Here is a 21,356-nt window from a genome sequence, read left to right on the forward strand (position 1 = left end):
TCGCCTAGGCGTCCGGGCGAGCTGCCGAGCTAGCCGCCGAGCCGGTCCCACGCGAGCTTGGCCGTGAGCGTGAGGCCGAGCGCGACGACGAACCACCGCACCTTCCTGGGCTCGATGCGGCGGGCGACCACGGCGCCGGCGAGCGAGCCGACCACCGCCGCCGCCATCATGATCGGCGTGGCGACCGCGTCGACCGCGCCCGCGAACAGGAACGCGAGCGCCGCCACGCCGTTGATCAGGCTCGCGAGCACCGTCTTGATCCCGTTCAGCCGGTGGATGTCCACGTCGCCCGCGAACGAGGAGAGCAGCGCGAGCATCATGATGCCGATGCCCGCGCCGAAGTAGCCGCCGTAGACGCTCACGAGGAACTGGAGCAGGAACACGAGCCACGGCCGGGAGGGCAGCGCGAAGCGCTCCGCGCCGGGATCGGCCGCGGGGGATGGCACCGCGGAGGGCTTCGCCCGGCGCAGGTTCTGCCAGAGCAGGAGCAGCGTCGCGACGAGCACGAGCCCCGGCACCGCGGCGTCGAACACGCGCTGCGGCGTCACGAGCAGGAGCGCCGAGCCCACGACGCCGCCGAGCAGCGAGGGCAGGAACAGGACGCCGAGGACCCGGTAGTCCCGGGAGAGCTCCCGGCGATACGCCCACGCCGACGCGAGCGACGCCGGCGTGAGCGCCACGGCGTTCGTCGCGTTCGCCGCGAGCGGGGGCAGCCCCGCCGCGATCGCCGCGGGGAACGACACAAGCGTGCCGCCCCCGGCCACCGCGTTGATGGCGCCGGCCACGGCGGCGCCGCCGGCGAGGAGTGCCGCTCTGGTCAGATCCACGGCGCGAGATCGCCCGAGCCCCGCCGGCCTGTCAACCGCCGCGCTTGAGGGGGCGGGCGCGGCGCCCCTAGGATGGAATGGCGGCCGACCCTGGCGGTCGCTCCTCCTCGGAGAGCCGAGCGACATGCCGCGATCCTTCCCGCATCTCCCCGCCGCGCTGCTCTCCGTCATGGCGTGCGGCGCGCTCGCTCCGGCGGCCGCCGGCGAGGGGCAGCCCGAGCGCGCGCGCGTCTGGGTGGCCGACGACGGCACGCGCGTCCGCCGGGAGGACGTCGGCCTGCCGCTCTCGCGCGGCGAAGGAAACGCTGTCTTCCGGCCCGGCGAGCCGATCCGGCTCGGCGCGCTCCGCGCGGAGGTCGTCGCCTTCCAGGTCGTCGTCGAGGCCGGCGCCGAGCCCGTGCGCGGCGTCACGGTCGAGCTCTCCGCGCTCGACCCCGCGGCCGGCCCGGGCGCGCCGGCCAAGGCGCCGCAGCAGCCCGCGCAGGGGCAGGGAGCGGCGCCCGCGGGGGCGATCTCGATCCGCCGCTTCGTCGAGCACTACGTCGAGATCACGCAGCGCTCGCGCAACGAGCAGCGCCCCCGGGAGTCGCTCGGGTGGAGCCCTGCGGCGCGGCCGCCCGACGACGTGCACCTCGGGTTCCTCCCCGACGCGCTCATCCCTGTCGAGCTCGCGCCCCCCTGGGCGCCGTACCCGCTCGAGGTCGGCGCCCGCGAGACCCGGGCGGTCTGGATCGATCTCCACGTCCCGGAGGGCGCCCTCCCCGGCGTTTACGAAGGGAGGGTGGTGGTCGGATCCGCGTCGCACGGCGAGCTCGCGTCGCTCGATCTGAAGCTCGACGTCGCCCCGGCGACGCTGCCGTACGGCGCTGTCGACTTCATCGCGTTCTACGAGGCCGACGAGGTCGCCGCGCGGGTCGGCGACGGGCCCGCCGTGGAGCAGCAGCTCTGGCAGCTGCTCCACGAGCACCACGTCGACGGCTTCGCGTCGGTCCGGAGCCCCGCCGAGGTCGAGCGGCTGCGCGCTGCGATCGACGGCTCGCTCTTCACGGAGGCGCGCGGCTACCGGGGGCCGGGCGCGGGCGTGCCGCCCGGGGCGGTGGCGCTCGGCGCCTATGGCGGCTTCGGCGATCCCGGGGACGCGACCCTCCGCCGCGTCGAGGCGGTCGCGGACCTCCTCCCGCCGGCGGTGGACGACGTGATGCTCTATGCGATCGACGAGCAGTGCGAGAGCCCCCGCGGGCCCGGCTGGCGCCGGCTGATCCGCGGCTCGCGCCTGTCGTCGCGCGTCCTCGTGGGGCACTCGTGCGGCGAGATCCCTCCGGTGGAGCAGGACGTCGACCTCGTGCTCACGCCGGCGAACCGCTTCGACTCCACGTGGGCGCGGGCCGCGCGCGAGGCGGGCCAGCGGCTCTGGGTGTACAACGGCGCGCTGCCGAGGACGGGCACGTTCATGATCGACGCGCCGCTCACCGGGCTCATGGCCGACGGCTGGATCGCGGCCTCCCACGAGGTGGACCGCTGGTTCCTGTGGGAGACGGCGTTCTGGCACGACGGCAACCGCGGCGGCAAAGGGCCCATCGACCCGTTCACGGTCGCCGAGAACTTCCACAACCGCGACGGCGACGCGTGCCTCGGCGACGGCATGCTGCTCTATCCCGGGACGCAGCGGGGCGCGTTCTCCTCCCGGTCCGTCGGCTTTCCCGGCGTGCTCCCCTCGATGCGCCTGAAGAGCCTTCGCCGCGGGATCCAGGACGCCGGCTACATCGCGCTCGCGAGGTCGGCGTCGCCCGGCGCGGTGGACGCGATCGTCAAGGAGGTGATCCCTGCCGCGCTCGACGAGGCGCTCGACAGCGCGCCCGCCGCGTGGAGCAGCGACGGCGCCCCGTTCTTCAGGGCGCGCTCCGCGCTGCGCGCCCTCATCCCGGCGGACGCCTCGCTCGACGCCGCCGGCGTCCGCCGCGCGCTCGCCGAGGCGGCGGCGGCCCGCCGCGCGCTCGTCCCGCTCCCCCGCACGGGCGGCGAGGCGGACAGCGCGGGACGGGCCAGCCGATGGCCGTTCGGCCGGTGGAGCACGACGGCGCGGCTCATCGCCGTCGCCGGGCTGGGCGCCGCCGTGCTCGCGCTGGTCATCGGGCTCTACCGCCGGCGGAAGCCAGGGCGGGGGGCCGAGGGGCGCTGACGGGCGTACGCCTCGCTCGCCTGCCTGGAGCACAGATCACGTTGAAACCCGGAGAATTTTCACAGGGAGGCGGGGAGGAAGAAGAGCGTGGCGCCGAGGCGCTCCTGCGTCTCGACGCGCACGTCCTCAGAGGAAGCCGAACCCCGCGCGCACGACCTCTTCGACGACGCCGAGGCTGCCATCAACCCAGGTGCTGATCAGGCCCTCTTGCGGAACGCTGAGCTTCGCGCGATCAGCAACCATTGCTGCCGGCCGCGGCCTGGCCGGAGATGCTCTCGCCCATCTCGAACCCCCTTCCTCAAAATGGCTCGCAGGCCATTCGCCTGCTGCGAACCCACTATCAACAACTGAGTTCTCGGATGGGTTATCGCAGGGTAACCAAGGCGTGAGCTCTTTCTTTGTCATCTCGTCCTCGCGATCGTGTCCTCTGGTGCTCTGGTCGGCCGCGTCCGTTGCATCTTGCGTCCGTCGCGTCCGTTCCCGGCGCCAGACGTGCCGCGCGGCGTGAGGCCGTGGCGGCGCCCTCCCAGGCGTCCTGCCGAATCCGCTCTACCTCGGTAAATTCGCTGAAAATACGCGATAAACGGCCAGCGCGTCGCAGACGTAAGCTGGCGGCCACCGAAGGCCCTTGGTCCTTGGCAGGCGCGCCCCGGCTGGGTACGGTCCCGCGGTGCCCACGAGGCCCACGAAGATCGAGCGATTTCTGAGGGGAGCCACCTTGTCCACGCTGCTTGCCGCCTCCTGCGTCTCCGGCGCACCACACGGCGAGGCGCCCTCCGCGCCGCCGCCTGCTGAGCTCTTGGCCTTCGATCTGCAAGAAGGCCAGATAGACAACCACTTCTTCCGTCGCGGTCATATCGCCGCCCATCTCTTGACGACGTCGGGCGTGTCGCCGCGGCTCATCGTCGCTTTTCCGGCAGGGAACATGGGAATCGCTGTGTGGTTCGATTCTCTGCCCGCGCCGGTCGAGCTCTCGGTGGAGGGGGACGTCTCTGGAGTGGAGCGCGTGGAGCGCGTGGAGCGCGTGGAGCGCGTGGAGCGGCCCGGCGTCATGCGCGGCGTGTCGGCGCTCCTCGCGAGCGAGGCGCCGGTGCTGCGTGTCCATCGGGTGCTCCTGGGGAGCGTCCGTACGCTCCGCGACGTGGGGCGCGACGCCGAGGTTCCGGCCTGGCTCGGGAACGACGTCGAGGCCTTCGCCTCGCAGCGGGGAGCGGCGATCGCCGTGCGGCGGACGATGCTGGACGGCGATCATCACCTCGAGCTGCTCATCGAGCCGCAGGACGGCACGACGGCCGCACTCGGGGACGACGGCCGGATCGCGCTGGCGGCAGGGCCGCGCGGCCTCCGTGTCCGGGTGACGGCGCTCTCGGACGAGGCGCCGCTCACGCCGGTGCCCCTCGAGGAGCTCGTGACGGAGCGCGCCAGCGACGATGCGCGCCACCGCCGGGCGCTCGGCTTCCTCGCGTACCGGGAGAAGCTGCTGGCCGGGTCCTGGCGTTTCCTTACGTACTTCGGCCGGGACACGTTGCTCGCGGTGAGGATGCTCCTGCCCGTCCTCGATCCGGCGGTGGTCGAGGCGGGCCTCGGCTCGGTCCTCGATCGGCTGAGCCTGGCCGGCGAGGTCGCGCACGAGGAGGCGATCGGCGAGTACGCGGCGCTCATGCACCTCGATGCGGGCATCCCCGGGGCGCTGCGCGAGCCCATCTACGATTACAAGATGATCGATGACGACTTCCTCCTCGCGCCGGTCGCCGCCGAGTATCTCCTCGGCAGCGCGGCCGGCCGGGAGCGCGCCGCCGAGTTCCTGTCGCGCCGGACGCCGGGGGGCGATACGTATGCGGAGGCGCTCGCGCGGAACGTGGCGCTCGTGCTCCACCTCGCCGCCCCCTTCGCCGAGACGGGGGATCCGATGACGTTGATCGGGCTCAAGGCGGGCACGAAGGTGGGCGAGTGGCGTGACAGCCAGGAGGGCCTGGCGGGCGGCAGGATCCCCTACGACGTGAACACCGCGCTGGTTCCGGCCGCGCTCCACGCGTCGGCGCGGCTGCTCGCGAGCCCGCTGCTCGGCGCGGACGCGGAGCGCGCCGGCCGGGCGGAGCGGCTCGCGCGCGCGTGGAAGGACGCCGGCGTGTTCTTCCGTGTGGAGCTGCCGGAGGACGAGGCCAGGCGGCGCATGTCGTCCTATGCGGCGTCGCTGGGCCTGGACGCGGCGCCGGCGCTCGCGTCGCTCTCGGGGACGCTGTCGTTTCCTGCCGTCGCGCTCGACGACGACGGGAAGCCGATCCCCATCATGCACTCCGACGACAGCTTCGTCCTCCTGTTCACGGAGCCGCCGCCCGCTGCGCTGGAGGAGATCGCGGGCCGCCTGATCCGCCCGTTCCCGGCCGGCCTGCGGACGCCGGTGGGGATCCTGGTCGCGAACCCCGCGTTCGCGCAGGATCCGGCGATCCGGAGGGATTTCACGGCGGCCCATTACCACGGGACGGTCACGTGGTCGTGGCAGCAGGCGATGCTGGCCGCGGGCCTCGAGCGGCAGCTCGGCCGCGGCGATCTGCCGCCCCGCGCGCGGGGCGCGCTGGAGCGGGCGCGGAGCGCGCTCTGGGAGGTCATCGCGGCGACGCGCGAGGAGAGCACGCGGGAGCTCTGGAGCTGGGCCTTCGAGGGCGGCTGTTACAAGCTGGTCCCCTTCGGCGCGGAGCGATTGCACCACGACGAGTCGAACGCGGTGCAGCTCTGGAGCACCGTGTACCTCGCGGTGCGCCCCTGAGCCGAGCGGCGGATCGCGCTCAGGCCTTCGCGCCGGCGATCAAGTCCATCAGCGATCGCCGCTCCCCGCCACGATCGGCCCCTTCAATCGCCCCGAGCTCGACATCCGGCCGGATCCCCGCCCCGTGGATCGGCTCTCCCCCCGGCAGGACCATCCTCGCCGCCGGCGCGAGGACCGGCGCGTGATCCTCCGGATCCGCCGCGACCTTCAGCGCCGTCCCCTTTCCGTACGTGCGCTCCCCCGCCACGACCGCCCTCCCGTGCCACTGGAGGCAGCCGGCGAAGAGCTCCGCCGCCGACGCCGTCCCGCCATTCACCAGGATCCACAGCGGCACACGGCGCGGATCCCGGTGGCTCGACCGGTACACCATCTCGTCGCCGTCCGCGTCGATCGCCCTCCCGAGGACGCTCCCCGGCTCCAGGAAGTCGCCCGCGAGCTCGAGGAACGCCGTCAGCTCCCCGCCGGGGTTGTCGCGCAGATCCAGCACGAGCGTCTCCAGCCCTTCGGCCTCTAGCGCCCTCACCGCCGTGTGGACCCGGGCGGGCACGTCCAGCGAGAAGGTGCGTATCCTCACGTACCCGACCCCCGGCTCGAGCTGGACGCTCTCGACGGGCGACGCCCCGCCGCACGGGTGGAGCGATGCGACGAGCGCGTCCAGATCGGCCAGCATCGGGGCGCCGGCGGGCCGCGCGCCCCCGGCGCTGCCCGCGTTGTACGTGATGAAGACGTTGGTCACGCTCGGCAACACCTGGACGCCGATGAAGCAGTTGTAATTGTTGCCGGACCTCGGAGAGAGCAGCGACGTGGCGGGGGCATAGTTGACCAAGACCCGCACGTTGCCGAACGTGTACTGGCCTGTTCCCATGAAGGTCCAGTGCAGCGTGCCCAGCCAGTCGCCCATCGTGAGGATCGCGCGCGCGAGGAGGCTCAGCGCAGGCCCCATCGAGAACCACACGTTGATCGAGAACGGGAACCTCACCGGGTTCAGGTCGAAATTGGGGAACGGGAACGGGCCGAGCGCAGGCGACAGGCACACGTCGGGGTACCCGGCGCTCATGCCGGTACACTTGTTGTTCGCAGGGAGCATCGCGCCGGCCTCCTATCCCAAGAGGATCTGCTTGCCGTTCACCGTGACCGTCTCCTCGGTCAGGATCGTCGCGTTCTTCGCCTTGGTGAACGCCGTCTTCTCCACGACCGTGTGCGACTCGCTTGCCTGCACGCTCAGCAGCGCGCTCACCCGCTGGACCATCGAGGTGAACCGCTGGACCACGGCGTCGGCCACCATCCGGATCTTGCCCGCCTGCACCTCGAGCTCCGGCCCCCGGATCGCGACGCCCTTGTCCCCGGACAGCGAGAGCTCTCCGTCCCTCGCGTGCACCGCCACGTCCCCCTGGAGCGACAGCACCGTCCGGCCCGCGCCGTGGAGCACGCCGATGGCGTAGTAGCGCTCCTCCCTGCCGATGACGAGCAGCGTGTCGCCCACGGCCGGCTCGTAAGGCAGCGCGAGCGCCATCTCGACGGCGACCGGCTGGCCGCCCGGCAGCTCCACCGCGATCGCGCCCCCATCCGCCGCCGTGACCTGGCCCGGGCCCAGGTACTCCCTTGGGAGCGCCGCGGCGCCCTCCTGACCCGCATCGCCGGCCGCCGCACCCCCGGCCCGGGGGAGGCCGATCCGAAGCACGTCCGCGCCGCGCGGGCCGTGCGCGCCGTGCGCGCCGTACGCGCTGTACGCCCGAGGCGCGCGCTCCTCGCCCGCCGCCGCGTCCTCCCGCACGGCCGCCGCGCGATCGCTCTCCTTCATGGCTCCCATCGACATCGCTCCTCCTTCATTGCGAGCGCCGCTCGGGCGGCATCCATGCCTCGGCCTCCAGGCGATCCACGTCCGTGCGCCTCGCCGTGGCGAGGTTGGCATCGAGATACCGTGTCTTCTCGTCGCGGACGTGGTGCAGGTTCGCCCAGTGCAGGTCCGCGCCGGTGAAGTCGGCGCCCGAGATGTCCGCGTGCGACAGATCGGCGTGGTGCGCCTTGACCCCCACGAACAGCGCATCGGCCGCGCGGACCTCGTGCATCACCGTCTCCCGGATGTCGGCCCCCGCGAGGTTCGCCCCCGAGAGATCGGCCTTCACGAAGATCGCATTGCGGAGCATCGCCTGCGTCAGCCCGGCGCCGGCGAGCACGCCCTCGCCGAAGAAGGCGGCCTTCGCCATCGCGCCCGCCAGCGAGGCCTGCCTCAGGTTCGCCCCCTTGAAGTTCGCGTTCGCCAGGATGGCGCCGTCGAGCCGGGTCCGCTCCAGGTTGCACGAGGTGAAGTCGCAGTTCGACAGGTTGCACCCCGAGAGGTCCATCCCCGAGAGGTTCCCGAGCGCGAAGAAGCACCGCGTGATGGTCAGCCCGGAGAGCGGCACCCGCGTCAGGTCCACGCCGGAGAAGTCCACGCAGTCGAAGATCGCCTTCTCGAAGGTGACGCCCTCCACGACCGCGGTCCGCAGCGTGGTCTGCGAGACGAGCGCGCGCGTCAGGTTCGCGCCCGTCAGGTCGGCCCCCTCCAGCATGCAGCGCACGAGCCGCGATCCGGACAGGTCGGCGCCCGAGAGATCGGCCTCCTTGAAGACCACCATCTCGAGGTCCTTGCCCGAGAGATCCGCGCCCGGCAGCCGCGCCCTGTACAGCATGCACGACCTCAGCGTCGCGCCCCGGAAGTCCGCGCCGGTGAGGTCGCAGCCCGCGAGCACCGTCTGGTCGAGCGTCGCGCCCCGGAAGCTCGCGCCCCGGAGGTCCGTGCCCTGGAGCGACGACAGCGTGAGGTTCGCGTTCTCGAAGCTCACCCCCGCGAAGTCCATCCCCTCCAGCGCCGCGCCCGCGAGGTCCGCCCCGGAGAGGTCGAGCCGGCCGAGGCGCGCGCCGTCGAACACCGTCTTCGTGAGCTTCTTCGGGAGCACGGCCTCCCGGAGATCGGCCTTCAGGAACACCACCGTGTCGAGCTCGGCGCCCGACAGATCGGCCCGCGTCAGGTTCGCCTCGGCGAACGACGAGCCCTCGATCCGCGCCTGCGACAGCGTGGCGCCCGAGAGATCCGCCCGCGTGAACGACGACTGCGAGACGCTCGCCCCGTCGAGCGCCGCGCCCGACAGATCGGCGAGGTCGAGCCGCGCGCCCTTCAGGGTCGCCCCGGACAGCTCCGCCCCCGCGAGCCTCGACTCGGCCAGGTTCGCCTCCTGGAGCCGCGCGCCGCGCAGGTTCGCCCCGGTCAGCTGCCCGCGGACGAGGCTCGCCCCCGTGAGGTTCGCCCCGGCGAGGTTCGCGCCCGAGAGGTCGCTCTGGGCGACGGCCGCGCCCTGGAGGTCAGCGCCCGACAGGTCCGCGCCGCGGAGCGCGCACCAGGCCATCTTGATGCCGCGGAGATCGGCCCCCGAGAGGTCCGCGCCCTCCAGCTGCACCCGCCCGAGCTTCACGCCGCGCAGCCGCGCGTTGCGGAGGTCGGCCCCCCGCAGATCCATGTCGCCGAGCGTCCTGCCCTCGAGCGCCTCGCCCGCCTGGAGCAGCGCCCTCAGCTCGTCCGGGGTCATCGATCTCGCTCCAGCGTCGACTTCTTCAGGTTCGCCCCCCTGAAATCACAGCCGGATCCCGAGGTTTCGTAGAATTTCGCATCGTAGAGGTTCGCGTCGACGAACTTCGCCTCAGGGACCCGCGCCCTGAGCAGGTCCGCCTCGAAGAGGTTCGCCCGCGTGAAGTCGGCGCGCGTGAGGTTTGCCCGGTCGAACCGGGCGCCCCGCGCGTTGGCCCCGAAGAAGCTCGCGCCGTCGGCCGTGGCCTCGATGAAGAGGGTGCCCGTCAGCACGGCGAGGCTGAGATCCGCGCCGGTGAGGGTCGCGCCCATCCACACGCTCCCGTCGCCCCGCGCGCCCGCGAAGACCGCGCCGGTCAGGTCGGACCCGGAGAAGCTCGATCCGGTCAGGGTCGCGCCCGCGAACGTGGCGGAGGCGCCCTTGACCTTGGACACGAAGCACCGCGTGAGCGAGGCCTGCGACAGGTCCGCGCGCTCGAGCACGGTGTCCTCCAGGAAGGCCACGGCCCACGCCGCCCCGCGCGCGACGGCCCCCGTCATGTCCGCCCTCGAGAAGACGAGCTGCGACCCTTGCGTGCCCGAGAGATCGGCCTCCATGAGCCGCGCGCCGTCGAACGTGGTGCCCTCCAGCGTGGCGCCGCGGAAGACGGCGCGCTCTGCCGAGGCGCTCTGCAGGGTGGCGAGGCTCAGGTCCGCGCCCGTGAAATCGGCCTCCCTCACGTCGGCGTCGAACAGCACGGCCTGCTTGAGGATGGCGCGCGTGAGCCTGGCGCCCCGGAGGTTGGCGCCCGTGAGAAGGGCGCCCGTGAGGTCCGCGCCGGTCAGGTCGCGGCCGCTCAGGTCCTGCTCGCTCAGGTCCTGGTCGCGGAGGTCGCTCCCCGGCCCGATCTGCCCGGGCGGCCGCGGCGGGGCCATGGAGAGGCCCATCGACGCGAGCTTCGGATCGCCGGCGAGCTTGTCCCACGCCGCGAGCGCCGGGACCTGGGTCCCCCGCGCGGCCGCGAGCGCCTTCGCCTCCTCCACCGCCCGCGCGACGCGCCGGAAGGCCGTCCGGAGCGCCGCGTCCATCAGCATGGGCGACGCGCCGGAGCTCATCGGCGGCAGGGCCTGCGAGGCCTTCGGCAGGTTGCGCAGCGCCTCCGCGATGATGCTGCCGAGGACCTTGCCCCCCGGCAGCGCGACGCCCGCGAGCCCCGCCATCGCCCGGCCGATCCTCTCCTGCTGCGGCTTCGCGACGTCGCCGAGCCGCGCCTTGAGCAGCGCCGACAGCGGGTCGAGCCCCGCCGCGCCGCCGCCGCCGTCGCGCGCCGCGCCGTCGCCCTTCTTCTGCAGCGCCTGCAGCGCCCCCCACTCCTCCTTGAGCTCCGGCGCGAGCTGCTCCTCGATCTCGAGCGGATCGGCCTCGAAGCGCGCGAGGATCTCCCGGTAATGCTCCTCGGGCAGCGCCGGGCCGTCGAGCGGCTCGGAGGCGACGAGCGTCGTGACGCGCGAGAGGTCGTCGTCGGTCACCTCCGTGAGGCCGCGCCACGTGAGGAACAGGGCCCCCTCGTCCAGGTTGGCGAGCAGCGTGTCGAGGTGCATCGGCACCTCCCGGAACCCGCGCTCCGCGTCGTTCGCGAAGACGCGGATCCGGAGGCCCGGCAGCCGCGACCGGAAGACCTCCGCGTCCGGGTGGAGGTTCTGGAACAGGAGCTCCTCGTCCCCGCGCAGGTACGGGAGCCACTGGTCGGGCCGGGCCGAGTTGAAGTACGTCCAGTCGAAGTCGTCGGCGAAGTACGGCGCTCGCTTCTCGCGGTACGCCTTGCCGTAGTTCTTTCCGACCCGGGCGCGCCGATCGGGCCGGTTCGGCGACAGGGGCCCGAACCCCGCGGGCGCCGGCCGATCCGAGCGCGACAGCAGCAGATCGTCCGCGCCCTCGACGTTGGGGAGCTCGCGCGTCCCGTGGCCCCTGCCCACCGGGTTGAGCGGGTGCCCCGGCCCTCCGAAGCTGCGCCGATCGCCGAGCGGCATCCTGTCGAACGGCACGGGATCGCTCATGGCGGGCCCGAGCACGCCATCCATCCACACGCGCTCGCCGACCACGCGCAGGATCTTCGACCAGGACCCGACGCCGAACCGCACCGGACACTCGGTCATGCGCGCCTTGCCCGGCGTGTGGCACGTGCCGAGCAAGAGCACGTCGGCGTGGGGCTTGAAGTCCACGAGATCGCTCGGGTACAGGCACTCGCCTGTCTGCTCGTGATCGTCGTCGTGGAACACGTCGCCGCGCAGCGTCTCCTGCGCGAGCGCCGGGTGGCCCTCGGGCAGGGAGAGCGGCGCGCCGGGCGTGAGGATGAACTTCGCCCGGACGATCAGGGTCATCTCCGGCTGGGGCGGCCTCCGCGAGGTGACCTTGCTGCCGAAGAGGAACGGGGTGAGATTCTTGTTCGCCATCCGTGAGGGTCGCCGCGCTAGCGCGTCACATCATGAGGTGGACTGCCGCGATGTTCGTGCGGACGGGCACGACCTTGCCCCGGTCCAGGGTGACCTTCATTTTCTCCGGCCCCATCGAGAGCGTGGGCCCGATGCTGGCGTCGAGGGACGCGGCGACGGTGACGGACACCTCCAGGCCGATCGTGGCGCTCGCCGAGATGCCGCCTGTGAAGCTCACCTCCGCGCCGAGCGTCGCCTCGATCATCCCCCCCAGGACGACCTCGTTGACCATGCCGAGGTTGATCGTCGTCTCGATCCCGTCGACGACGGTCTTGCTGTTGCCCTGCGTGTAGGAGTCCGCGTCGCCGTACATCTCGTCCTTGGTGTCGGCGTGGGTCTCGGAGATGATCTTGCCCGCCTTCGTAAAGTTCTTGATGACGTCGGCCTCGGTGTGGTCATCGATGGTCCCGGTGACCGTTGTCGAGGTCGTGATCGACCCTGCCTTCATGGTCGACTTCGACGGTCCGTCGATGGTCGTCTCGTCGGTCATCGACGTGGCGTGGGTCGTCGACACCATCGTATCCGCCCAGGTCTCGTTGGAGATCGAGGGCACCCGCAGCTTCGCCGAGCCGGTATACGAAGAGATGCTCTTGGCCCACGTCCTGTCGACGATCGTGGGGTTCTCCCCGAGGACGCCTGAGGACGGGAGCCCCCAGGCGTCCGTGATCTCGTCCAGGTTGCGCGGCGGGCTGTCGTGTCCGGTGACGCTCTCCAGCCTGCTGCCGTAATGGAACTCGAAGGCATCGCCGTGGTAGGTGGTGTGCACCTCACCCTTCACGGTCTTCTCGCGCAGGCGCTTCTCGCCGCGGGGGCCCTGGATGAAGTCGAACTCGCCCGACCCGTAGAAGGTGATGCTCTTCTCGTTGATCTGCCCGTCCTCGGCCTTCCAGCCGCCCTCGAACTCGCGGCGGCCGAGGACGGTCATCTTGTACGTGCCCCCGATGACCTCGACCTTGTCGCCCCGCGTGGTGATGACCCGGTTGCCGTCGGTGTGATCGCGCCAGGTGTACTCGTCGCCCTCGGCCGCGCCGATGCGCAGGTACGACGACATGCCGTCGCCGAAATCAGGCACATGGAGGATACCGTACTTGCCATCGCCGGCCATGGGAGCTCCGTATCCGGTGGCGCGTGGAGCGTCGTGCTCGCGCCCTCAAACGAAGAGGTTGAACGCCGAGACGATCTTGTTGGCGAGCGCGATCTCCGTCTTGCTCATGTGGAGCTCCACGCCCGCCGGGCTGATCTCGAGCCTGGGGCCGGCGGAGACGTCGATGGTCCCGGTCAGGCTGAAATCCGCCTTGAGCCCGACGGTCACGTCGACGATGCCGCCGGCCGTGAAGGTCACCTCCGCGCCGAGCGTCGCCTCGATCATCCCCCCCAGGACGACCTCGTTGACCATGCCGAGGTTGATCGTCGTCTCGATCCCCTCGACGACGGTCTTGCTGTCGCCCTTCGTGTAGGAGTCCGCGTCGCCGTACATATCGTCCTCGGTGTCGGCGTGGGTCTCGGAGATGATCTTGCTCGCCTTCGTATAACTCTTGATGACGTCGGCCTCGGTGTGGTCATCCATGGTCCCGTCGACCTTGGTGGAGGACGTGATCGACGCGGCGCGCATGGTGGATTTCGACTCCTCCTTGACGGTCGTCTCGTCGGTCATCGAGGTGGCGTTCGTCTTCGTCACCATCACTTCCGCCCAGGTCTCGTCCGTGATCGACGGCACCGGCAGCTTCGCCGAGCCGGTATAGGACTCGATGCTCTTGGCCCACGTCCTGTCGACGATCGTGGGGTTCTCCGTCGGGATCGCCTGGGGCGAGGGCGGATTCTTGTCATCGATGAAATCGTCGGTGACATTCAGCGTGGGGAACGTGTCCGTGCCGGTCTGGCTCTCCTTGATCTTCCCGAAGTAATAGTCGTAGACGTCGCCGTGGTAGAGGGTGCGCACCTCGCCCTTGATGGTCGTCTCGACGACCTTCCACGTCCCGCCGTAGTTCTGCACCCACTCGATCGTGGTGCCGCCGCCGAAGGTCTCGCTGACCTCGGTGACGTGCCCTCCCGACACGTCCCAGCCCGCCTGGTGCTCCCCGCGGCCGAGGATGAGCAGGCGGTAGTTCCCCCCGATCACCTCGACCTTGTCGCCCTTGGTGGTCGAGATGCGGTTGCCGTCGGTGTGATCGCGCCAGCCGCCCTTCGTGTGCAGCTTCGCGGTCTCGGCCTTTCGCTCGCCCACAGGCACGAAATTGGGCGAGCCGTCCCGCTTGCGGTCGTCGTCGGTGAACGTCTGAATCCGCTCGGCGAGATCGTCGCCCGCGCTCTCGCCGAGCGGCGCGGCGGCCCCGAGGCGCAGGTAGGACGGTTCCCCACCATTCAGATCCGGTACTTCGAGGAGCGCAAACTTGCCTCCGGACACTGGAGCCTCCGAGCGTGATGGACGACGCAAGGCGTCGCCGTGTCGCGGACCGCACAATCCTATGTCAGCGTGCGCCGCCCGTCCAGAGCGACGGTCACCCGCTTCGGATACGGGCCCACCTCGGCGTTTTCGGTGCTCAGCGCACGGGAGTGCGCTTGCGCGCCGAAAACGCCGATCTGGGCCCGTCTCCTGTGCGGGTGACCGCCGCTCCGCGACGCTCGTGCCAGGCTCAGCTGAAAACCGCTCTGGAGCGCGCGGCTCACGGGGCCGCGGGGCTCACGAGGCCTCGGCGGGGCGCTGCGCGGCCGACTCGGGGGCCTGGTGCGCGATGGCCCAGACGAACTCCGGCAGCAGCGCGAGGGAGTGCGGATCCTGCGTCACGCCGATGAGACCGCTGATGAACTCCATGGGGTGCTCGCGCCTGCTCCCGTCGATGAAGCGCAGCTGGGCGCTGGTCAGGCCGGGCGGCAGCTCGGAGAGCCCCGGTCCCTGCGGGTTCCCGAGGCCCCCGAGCGCGTCGCTCCGGGCCTCCGCCGTCAGCCATCGCTCGTGCCAGCTCTCGAAATAGGGATTCGGGGCGAAGTAGTCGTTGGGCCACGCGCGCAGGTACGGAAACAGCACGTGGATCCACCCGGTCAGCTCGTCGGCCGAGCTCTCGTACCTGAAGAACGCGCGCCAGAACATCGTGTCGGCACGCCCCTCCGCCGAGGCGGCGATCTGGTCGAGCACGGGCAGGAGCGCGCGGGTCCACCGATCTTGCCCGACGGAGCCGAGCATCGCCACGCGCTGGCGCACCCAGCGCCAGTCGTCGGACGTGCCGAGCAGGTACACGCGCGGGATCCCGCGCTGCGGGAACACCATGTCGCCCGGGAACGGCGGCTCCCACGCGTAGTGCGGCGCGAGCGGGGTCGCGACCGTGAGCTCCGACGACACCCGCTCGACAGGCCCCGTCGTGGAGAAATTGGAGGTCACGAGGTCCCGCAGCGAGCCGACCCGCGCCGAAACCTGCCTGGAAAAGTCCGGAAACAAAGCTGGCCACGGGTTCACCTCGCCGAGGGTGAAGTCCGGGCGATCGACGACGAGCGAGAACTCGTGATCGTCAGGGAGGAAGCGGCGCCGCTGCTCGTCGTTCGCGGCGAGGTGGAACGTGAAGCCGCGCGCCAGGCAGAGCCAGACCACGTCGGGCGAGAGCACGAGGGGATAGCGCTGGGTGAAGGCGGTATAGGCGGCCTGGACGAGCGGGTGGAGGTCCGTGCGTCCCACGAGGGGCAGGCGGTGGCGGTAGGAGGCCTCGATCTTCGAGACGAGCAGGCTCTGCACCGCCGCTTCGCTGTCGAACCCCGGCAACGGCGCCGTCGCGGGCTCGACGTCGGCAACGGCGATCGTCGTGACGTTCATGGAACCTCGTCCTCCCCGGGGCTGCGCGGCGCGCTCGTGATGCTTCGCGATCCTTCGTACACGAGCGTGCGGCGCGCGACAACGGGCCGCGCGCAGGCGCCCACCGCGGCGTCCCTGCATGGGGCGGAGCGCGCCCGGGCGCGGCCCATTTCCGCTGCCCGGCGTGAGCGCAGGGGCGCGGCAAGGTGCCTGTTCCGAGGCATCGATTGGTGATGGGTCGTGATCGGTCGTGCTCCGGGTCCGCTGGGAGGCGTGAGAGGTCGTTCTTCCGGACCTCAGAAGACAGGAGCTCGTTCTCCTCCTTCCCACGGCGCCCGCAGCCAGGTCGACGGCGCTGTCGTTCGGCGCTAGCGTTGCCGGCGTTGCTGGCGTTGCAACCGAGCGCGCCTTCGTCGCAGCCGCGCGGGTTGTCGTCGAAACCGAGCGTTTTCTCTGGATCCGGGCTGCTCTTCGCCGTAACCGAGAGCTGTTTCTCTAGATCCAGGCTGGATTTAGCCGGAGTCCAGAGATGATTCTCTGGATGTGGGCTTAAATTAGCCTGAATCGAGAGGATCTTCTCTGGATCCGGGCTGCTCTTCGCCGGAAGCTACGCGATGCCGGCGCGTCGTTCACGCCGGGTCACGCCGGTTCACGCCGCGCCGGCCCCGCCGTGCGCGCGCGATGCCGCTGGGGCGTGATTTTTTTTGCGGGCGGCAGATGCCCGAGGGCTTCGCATGGCGGTGTTGCATGTCCGAGGTGAATGGTGCACGACTAGGCGCTCGTGCAGCCGCGGCGAAACGCCCTGAAGGAGGAGCGCAGCAGATGAACTCACGCCAGGCGAGTCCCCTCGGGGCGAGCGTCTCGGCCAGCCCGAAGCTGGCGCTGCGGATCGACTTTCTCAAGAAGGTGTACGGGCTCTTCACGGCGAGCCTTGTGGTCTCGTCCCTGGGCGCCATGTGCGCGCTGTACATCGGGGCGCCGGACCTGGAGGAGGGGACGCTGGGGCGCGAGATGCCGCCGGTCGTCGCGCTCTTCGCGCAGCACCCGATCCTCTCGATGGGCGTCGTGTTCGGCGTGATGTTCGGCGCGCGGGCGGTGCGCAAGATCCCCGGGGTCAACGTCCTCGCGCTGTTCGGGATGGCGGCCGTCCTGGGCGTCACCACGGCGCCTGCGCTTTACATGGCCCAGGCGGCGGCGGGCCTCGGCGGCACCCTGTCGTCGGCCCCGGTGCGGGACACCTTCATCCTGACGGTCCTCACGTTCGGGAGCCTCACGCTGGGGGTCTTCCTCTCGAGGGAGGACCTGTCGTTCATGGCCAGCGGGCTGGTGATGGGCGCCATGGTCGTCCTCGGCGCGATGCTGCTGAACGCCCTGCTCGGGAGCACGCTCCTCGGCCTCGCGATCGCCAGCGTGTCCGTCCTCGTGTTCGGGGGATACGTCCTTTACAACACGTCGCGCCTGCTCCACTCGAACGAAGAGGACCCTGTCGGCGGCGCGCTCGATCTCTACCTCAACTTCATCAACCTCTTCTCGTCGATCCTGCAGATCCTCTCGGGCCGCCACGTCTGAGCCGGCCGCGTCGCGTTCACGTCGCGGCGCGCGCCCGTCTGCGCCCGACCGCCCCTGGATCTCTCGCCCGGGGCGGACGGCTGGAGGGCGGCTTGACGCGCGATTTGGGCCGGGTAAGAACGCGCTGACCATGAGCCTGCAGCTCCTCGTCTCCGCGCTTGCCCTCTCATCGCTCGCACCGCTCGCATCGCTCGGTTGCAACAAGCCCGCCGAGGAGGCGCCGGTTGTGGCGGCCGCCGAGCTCGCCGCGCCGGCGAACGTCAAGCGCGTCGACATCGCGGTGAACGACAGCGGGTTCTCCCCGTCGACGATCGAGCTGAAGAAGGGAGAGCCCGTGGTGCTGCGCTTCACGCGGACGACGAAGAGCGAGTGTCTGAAGGCGATCGCGATTCCCGATCTGAAGATCGAGAAGGACCTGCCGCTGAACACGCAGGTCGAGGTGGCCATCACCCCGGAGAAGGAGGGGAAGATGGTGCTTCAGTGCTGGATGGCGATGGTCAAGGCGACCATCAACGTGGTCGGCTCGTGACGCGGCGGCCGCGCCCGTCGCGACGCGCGCGCGCCGTCAGAGCATGAGCCAGAGCTCGGCATCGTAGCGCTTCGCGCCGCCGCCCGCGTCCTCTGCCGCGCGGCGCCCTCCCGAGGCGGGCTCCCCCGCGCCGCCCGGCGCGTCGTCCCGGCGCGCCCCGTCGCCTCGAGCGGGCGCGCCGGCGTGGGCCAGGTCGATGCCGGAGGCGGCGCAGCGGGCGACGGCGAAGCCGAGCATCTCGCGCACGTCGCCCGAGCGGAGCATGCCGCGCGTCCGGTGGCGCGCGATCGCGGCCGCGCGCTCGACGCACTCGGCGCACGGGGCCACCTCGGATCGGAACCTGAAGAGCAGCGTCCCCTCGGGCCACCCGAGCGCCGACGCCTCGATGCTCACCACGATGAACTCGCCGTCGCGGACCACCCGGGTCCGGGCCGCGCTCGCGCTGTCCTCACCGGCGCCGTGGGCCTCGCCTCTCAGCAGGAACCAGTAACGATCCATGAGGCGCTCGACGCCGCGCGGCCCACCGTGAGCGATGATGTCTGTCATCCCTGACCTCCGGCGGCCCAATGTGAGGCCCGCTCCTCCGAACTTCGATGCCAGGGAGAGACAGGAAATGTCCGCCCAGAAGGACAATGTCCGAGCGGTCGTGACGCGACGTGACGCGAAGCGACGTGATGCGATGCGTCTCGGTTTGATGTGGTCTGTATTACCGTTGTGGCGGTGGTTTTCGCTTCCCTTTGGGGCTTCCGTGGGTAAGCTCTGCGCCCCCCAACGTGCCCGGCGGGAAGCCGCCCCGGTTCTTCGCTCCGAACCGGCTCGTGACGAGGCGCGCCGAGGGGATCGCTCCCGCGGCGCGCCGCGCGGAGCCTGTTTCAGCCACCCCAGACGGAGCGAGCAAGGCGATCCCATCATGAATCAGCATCCCGGCATCATCGGCAAGAAGATCGGCATGACGCAGATCTTCAACGAGACGGGCGAGGTCCTGCGCTGCACGGTCGTGCAGGCGGGCTGCGTCGTCATCGGCAAGCGCACGCTCGAGAAGGACGGCTACAGCGCCCTCATCCTCGGCCTCGGCGAGCGGGCGGAGAAGCACACGACGAAGCCGGTCGCCGGCGCGTACAAGAAGTCGGGGCAGACGCCGAAGCGGGTCGTGCGCGAGCTGCGCTGCAGCGCGGAGCACGCGGCGAAGTACGAGATCGGGAGCACGCTCAAGGTCGACGAGATCTTCGAGGTGGGCCAGCGGGTGGACGCGCAGGGCCGCTCGCGCGGCCGCGGCTTCAGCGGCGTCATCCGCCGGTGGAGCTTCGCCGGCGCGGTCAACTCGCACGGCACGCACGAGTACTTCCGCCACGGCGGCTCGATCGGTACGAACATGACCCCCGGCCGCACGCTGCCCGGCCTGAAGATGCCCGGCCACTACGGCGACGAGACGGTGAGCGCGCTCAACCTCAAGATCGTGAAGCTCCTCCCCGAGGACAACCTGATCCTCATCGAGGGTCCGGTCCCCGGTCCGAAGAACCAGGTGGTGACGATCCGCGGCGCCGTGAAGAAGCGCGGCGGCAAGGGGATCGTGCCGGTGCAGCAGCCGACCAAGAAGAAGGGCGGCTGATCCCGGCCGCCGGCGGGGCAGCTCCCATGAGCGAGCGCCCCGCCGGTCGTGCCCGCCGAGCGTCCCTCCGTGTCGCAGAAGCCGAAGAACCCGTACAAGCGCCCTGACGCCTTCACGAAGGCGGCGAAGGCGCAGGGCTATCCTGCGCGCAGCGTCTTCAAGCTCGAGGAGATCGATCGCCGGGTGCGGCTGCTCCGCCCCGGCCAGCGGGTGCTCGACCTGGGCGCCGCGCCGGGGTCGTGGTCGATGTACGCGGCGCAGCGGATCGGCGCGGGGGGCAAGCTGCTCGCGGTGGATCTGTCGCCGATCACGGCGGCGTTCGGGCCGCAGGCGACGGTGGTGCAGGGGGACGCGCTGTCGCTGACGAACGAGGCGCTCGCGCAGTTCGCGCCGTACGACGTGGTGCTGTCGGACATGGCGCCGGCGACGAGCGGCAGCAAGATCGCCGATCAGGCGCGGAGCTACGAGCTGTTCATGCGCGCCGTGGCCGTGGCCGAGGCGCTGCTCGCGCCGGGTGGGGCGTTCGTCGGGAAGATCTTCATGAGCGAGGACTTCGTGAAGGCCCGGGACGCGCTGAGGAACCTCTGCGAGGAGGTCCGGAGCATCCGGCCCGAGGGGACGCGGGCGAGCAGCGTGGAGATCTTCCTGGTGGGGCTGAAGCGGAAGGCGGCGGGGAAGACGGGGTAGGGGAGCGGAGCGCGGAGGCGTCTCCGGGCGAGCGGAAGCGGAAGGGGGATGTCGCCGGGAGGGGCGGTCCCCGGAGATGGGCGGAGGGGAGCGGAGCGGAGAGGAGGGGAGGTCTTGCTGGACTGCCCGGCCCCCGGAGAGGGTGTTCGTGGGGCGGCGCGGGGGCCCCACCGAACTCGCCCAATTGACGTTCTATCTCCGGCGTGCACAGCACGCCGGAGATAGAACGTCAATTGGGCTCAAACAACGGTCCGTCCCCCACGCCGCCCCACGAACACCCTCTCCGGGGGCCTACGGCTGTCTTGATTTATCCCCATGCGAACGGCGGTCCGTCTCCCGCGCTGTCTGCGAATACCCTCGGCGGGAGCCTACGCCTGCCGATGGATCGACCGTTTCCCGATGAGAGGCGCTCCGGGGCGTGGAATGCGCTGCCGTCATGCGAGCGCGCGGCTTCGCTTCTTCAGAAGGCGCGCATAGCTCTTCCGCATCTCCTCCGGCATCGGCGAACGTTGCAGCAAGGCCAGCGCTTCGCTCGTGCAGCCGAGCATCGCGTCGATGACCGTCGAGGCATCGGCGCGTGGGAGGCGCATGTGCTGCTCGGCGAGGTCGAGCCAGTGATCGCGACGCAGATCCTTGTTGCGGATGCCGAGGGGTAACGACAGCGTCTTGTCGCCGTAGATCCAGGTGCATATCAGGTCATAGGCCGGCGCCAGTCGATAGATGCCATCGGCTCCGCGCAGGAGAGACAGGTTCTTGAGATGCATGTCGCCGTTCCCGATCCAGTAGGCGACGAGCATGTGCCGGTAGAGCCGGCGCAACTCGACCTCGGGCTCACCGCAGTACCGCGCCACGATGCCCGCGCACTCCGCCGCAGTTCCCTTGTCGCGCTCGTGGGCCGGTCGACCAGCGAGCTGACAGAAGTCCTCCTGATGGAGCTTGCGTGGCTCCTTGCCGCCGGTGCGGTCGTAGCGCTTGATGACGTACGCTAGGCTCCCGTCCGCGAGGTGGAACAGGCCGAGGCGGGGCACCCGCACGCCGGCGAGGACGGCGATCCGCATGCTCACGTGCTCGTTCTCGGGCACATGGGAGTACCGCTCGAGCTGCGGCTTGAGGATGTAACGGCTGCTCTTGTCGGCGACCTCGAGGCAGCTCCTGTCCTTCGACAGCCGCATGAGCGCTTTTCGTTGCATGCCGGAGATCGACATCTTGCCGATCTCGGGTTGGATTCGGGCTGGTAGGTGGAGGAGATCCAGATCAATCCGCGGGGCCTCCTCGACGCCGAACAGCTGGCGCAGGCAGGCGCGGTGGTAGCGGCCTCCGGAGTCGTCGGGAGGGCTTTCGCCCAGGCAGATCAGGCAGACGCTCATGCGG

16 protein-coding genes are annotated in these 21,356 nt (G+C 70.9%); 6 read left to right on the forward strand and 10 right to left on the reverse strand.

Features of this window, described 5'->3' with window-relative positions:
* Window positions 1-29: 29 nt before the first annotated feature.
* Window positions 30-827 (reverse strand): sulfite exporter TauE/SafE family protein, encoded by a 798-nt coding sequence (locus tag WMF44_RS10745; protein WP_437299029.1) that lies wholly within the window; start codon window positions 825-827, stop codon window positions 30-32.
* A gap of 124 nt (window positions 828-951) precedes the next feature.
* Here WMF44_RS10745 and WMF44_RS10750 point away from each other — a divergent pair, with 124 nt between their 5' ends.
* Together WMF44_RS10750 and WMF44_RS10755 are read left to right on the forward strand one after the other, a co-directional pair.
* The gene (locus WMF44_RS10750; protein WP_437299030.1) at window positions 952-3,006 is read left to right on the forward strand and encodes a hypothetical protein; all 2,055 of its coding nucleotides are present in this window, start codon (window positions 952-954) and stop codon (window positions 3,004-3,006) included.
* 718 nt (window positions 3,007-3,724) lie between these two features.
* A complete protein-coding gene (locus WMF44_RS10755) occupies window positions 3,725-5,773 on the forward strand; it encodes a hypothetical protein (protein ID WP_437299031.1) in 2,049 nt (682 codons plus the stop codon).
* 19 nt (window positions 5,774-5,792) lie between these two features.
* On the opposite strand, the gene WMF44_RS10760 is transcribed toward WMF44_RS10755, so the two are convergent.
* The 7 genes from WMF44_RS10760 to WMF44_RS10790 form a co-directional block, all read right to left on the reverse strand.
* On the reverse strand, window positions 5,793-6,860 hold the full coding sequence (locus tag WMF44_RS10760; protein ID WP_437299032.1) for a S41 family peptidase: 1,068 nt from the start codon (window positions 6,858-6,860) through the stop codon (window positions 5,793-5,795).
* 12 nt (window positions 6,861-6,872) lie between these two features.
* Complete coding sequence (locus WMF44_RS10765) at window positions 6,873-7,583, reverse strand: DUF3540 domain-containing protein (protein WP_437299033.1); 711 nt, start codon at window positions 7,581-7,583, stop codon at window positions 6,873-6,875.
* Window positions 7,584-7,599: 16 nt separating this feature from the next.
* Window positions 7,600-9,339 carry a pentapeptide repeat-containing protein gene (locus WMF44_RS10770; RefSeq protein WP_437299034.1) on the reverse strand — a complete coding sequence of 580 codons (1,740 nt, stop codon included), beginning with the start codon at window positions 9,337-9,339 and terminating at the stop codon, window positions 7,600-7,602.
* On the reverse strand, window positions 9,336-11,771 hold the full coding sequence (locus WMF44_RS10775; protein WP_437299035.1) for a DUF2169 domain-containing protein: 2,436 nt from the start codon (window positions 11,769-11,771) through the stop codon (window positions 9,336-9,338). The genes WMF44_RS10770 and WMF44_RS10775 overlap by 4 nt, the downstream gene beginning before the upstream one ends.
* Window positions 11,772-11,796: 25 nt before the next feature.
* Window positions 11,797-12,915: a hypothetical protein gene (locus WMF44_RS10780; protein ID WP_437299036.1), complete on the reverse strand. Its 1,119-nt coding sequence runs from the start codon at window positions 12,913-12,915 to the stop codon at window positions 11,797-11,799.
* A 45-nt stretch (window positions 12,916-12,960) separates the two neighbouring features.
* Window positions 12,961-14,214: a hypothetical protein gene (locus tag WMF44_RS10785; protein WP_437299037.1), complete on the reverse strand. Its 1,254-nt coding sequence runs from the start codon at window positions 14,212-14,214 to the stop codon at window positions 12,961-12,963.
* A gap of 276 nt (window positions 14,215-14,490) precedes the next feature.
* Window positions 14,491-15,612, reverse strand: a complete 1,122-nt coding sequence (locus tag WMF44_RS10790; protein WP_437299038.1) for a DUF4419 domain-containing protein — start codon at window positions 15,610-15,612, stop codon at window positions 14,491-14,493.
* An 801-nt stretch (window positions 15,613-16,413) separates the two neighbouring features.
* Between WMF44_RS10790 and WMF44_RS10795 the strand changes: the two genes are divergently transcribed.
* The gene (locus WMF44_RS10795) at window positions 16,414-17,160 is read left to right on the forward strand and encodes a Bax inhibitor-1/YccA family protein (RefSeq protein WP_437299039.1); all 747 of its coding nucleotides are present in this window, start codon (window positions 16,414-16,416) and stop codon (window positions 17,158-17,160) included.
* Window positions 17,161-17,290: 130 nt separating this feature from the next.
* Window positions 17,291-17,689 carry a cupredoxin domain-containing protein gene (locus WMF44_RS10800; RefSeq protein ID WP_437299040.1) on the forward strand — a complete coding sequence of 133 codons (399 nt, stop codon included), beginning with the start codon at window positions 17,291-17,293 and terminating at the stop codon, window positions 17,687-17,689.
* 36 nt (window positions 17,690-17,725) lie between these two features.
* Here the strand turns inward: WMF44_RS10800 and WMF44_RS10805 are convergent, their stop codons facing one another.
* On the reverse strand, window positions 17,726-18,235 hold the full coding sequence (locus tag WMF44_RS10805) for a hypothetical protein (RefSeq protein ID WP_437299041.1): 510 nt from the start codon (window positions 18,233-18,235) through the stop codon (window positions 17,726-17,728).
* A 364-nt stretch (window positions 18,236-18,599) separates the two neighbouring features.
* Between WMF44_RS10805 and rplC the strand changes: the two genes are divergently transcribed.
* Both rplC and WMF44_RS10815 read left to right on the forward strand, forming a co-directional pair.
* Entirely contained in the window at window positions 18,600-19,298 is a 699-nt protein-coding gene (gene rplC, locus WMF44_RS10810; protein WP_437299042.1) for a 50S ribosomal protein L3, read from the forward strand.
* Window positions 19,299-19,367: 69 nt separating this feature from the next.
* Window positions 19,368-19,985, forward strand: a complete 618-nt coding sequence (locus tag WMF44_RS10815) for an SAM-dependent methyltransferase (RefSeq protein WP_044968202.1) — start codon at window positions 19,368-19,370, stop codon at window positions 19,983-19,985.
* Between the two features lie 434 nt (window positions 19,986-20,419).
* Here WMF44_RS10815 and WMF44_RS10820 read toward each other — a convergent pair whose 3' ends face one another.
* A complete protein-coding gene (locus WMF44_RS10820; RefSeq protein WP_437299043.1) occupies window positions 20,420-21,352 on the reverse strand; it encodes a type II toxin-antitoxin system HipA family toxin in 933 nt (310 codons plus the stop codon).
* Window positions 21,353-21,356 lie beyond the last annotated feature (4 nt).

Source organism: Sorangium sp. So ce426 (assembly GCF_051475585.1).
Taxonomy (GTDB): Bacteria; Myxococcota_A; Polyangia; order Polyangiales; family Polyangiaceae; genus Sorangium; species Sorangium cellulosum_B.

Excerpts from the sequence above, each read along its gene's own strand:
- WMF44_RS10780 (WP_437299036.1), bottom strand. The coding sequence starts at position 12,915 with ATGGCCGGCGATGGCAAGTACGGTATCCTCCATGTGCCTGATTTCGGC.
- WMF44_RS10790 (WP_437299038.1), bottom strand. The coding sequence starts at position 15,612 with ATGAACGTCACGACGATCGCCGTTGCCGACGTCGAGCCCGCGACGGCG.
- WMF44_RS10795 (WP_437299039.1), top strand. The coding sequence starts at position 16,414 with ATGAACTCACGCCAGGCGAGTCCCCTCGGGGCGAGCGTCTCGGCCAGC.
- WMF44_RS10760 (WP_437299032.1), bottom strand. The coding sequence starts at position 6,860 with ATGCTCCCTGCGAACAACAAGTGTACCGGCATGAGCGCCGGGTACCCC.
- WMF44_RS10750 (WP_437299030.1), top strand. The coding sequence starts at position 952 with ATGCCGCGATCCTTCCCGCATCTCCCCGCCGCGCTGCTCTCCGTCATG.
- WMF44_RS10765 (WP_437299033.1), bottom strand. The coding sequence starts at position 7,583 with ATGGGAGCCATGAAGGAGAGCGATCGCGCGGCGGCCGTGCGGGAGGAC.
- rplC (WP_437299042.1), top strand. The coding sequence starts at position 18,600 with ATGAATCAGCATCCCGGCATCATCGGCAAGAAGATCGGCATGACGCAG.
- WMF44_RS10820 (WP_437299043.1), bottom strand. The coding sequence starts at position 21,352 with ATGAGCGTCTGCCTGATCTGCCTGGGCGAAAGCCCTCCCGACGACTCC.
- WMF44_RS10800 (WP_437299040.1), top strand. The coding sequence starts at position 17,291 with ATGAGCCTGCAGCTCCTCGTCTCCGCGCTTGCCCTCTCATCGCTCGCA.
- WMF44_RS10770 (WP_437299034.1), bottom strand. The coding sequence starts at position 9,339 with ATGACCCCGGACGAGCTGAGGGCGCTGCTCCAGGCGGGCGAGGCGCTC.
- WMF44_RS10805 (WP_437299041.1), bottom strand. The coding sequence starts at position 18,235 with ATGACAGACATCATCGCTCACGGTGGGCCGCGCGGCGTCGAGCGCCTC.
- WMF44_RS10775 (WP_437299035.1), bottom strand. The coding sequence starts at position 11,771 with ATGGCGAACAAGAATCTCACCCCGTTCCTCTTCGGCAGCAAGGTCACC.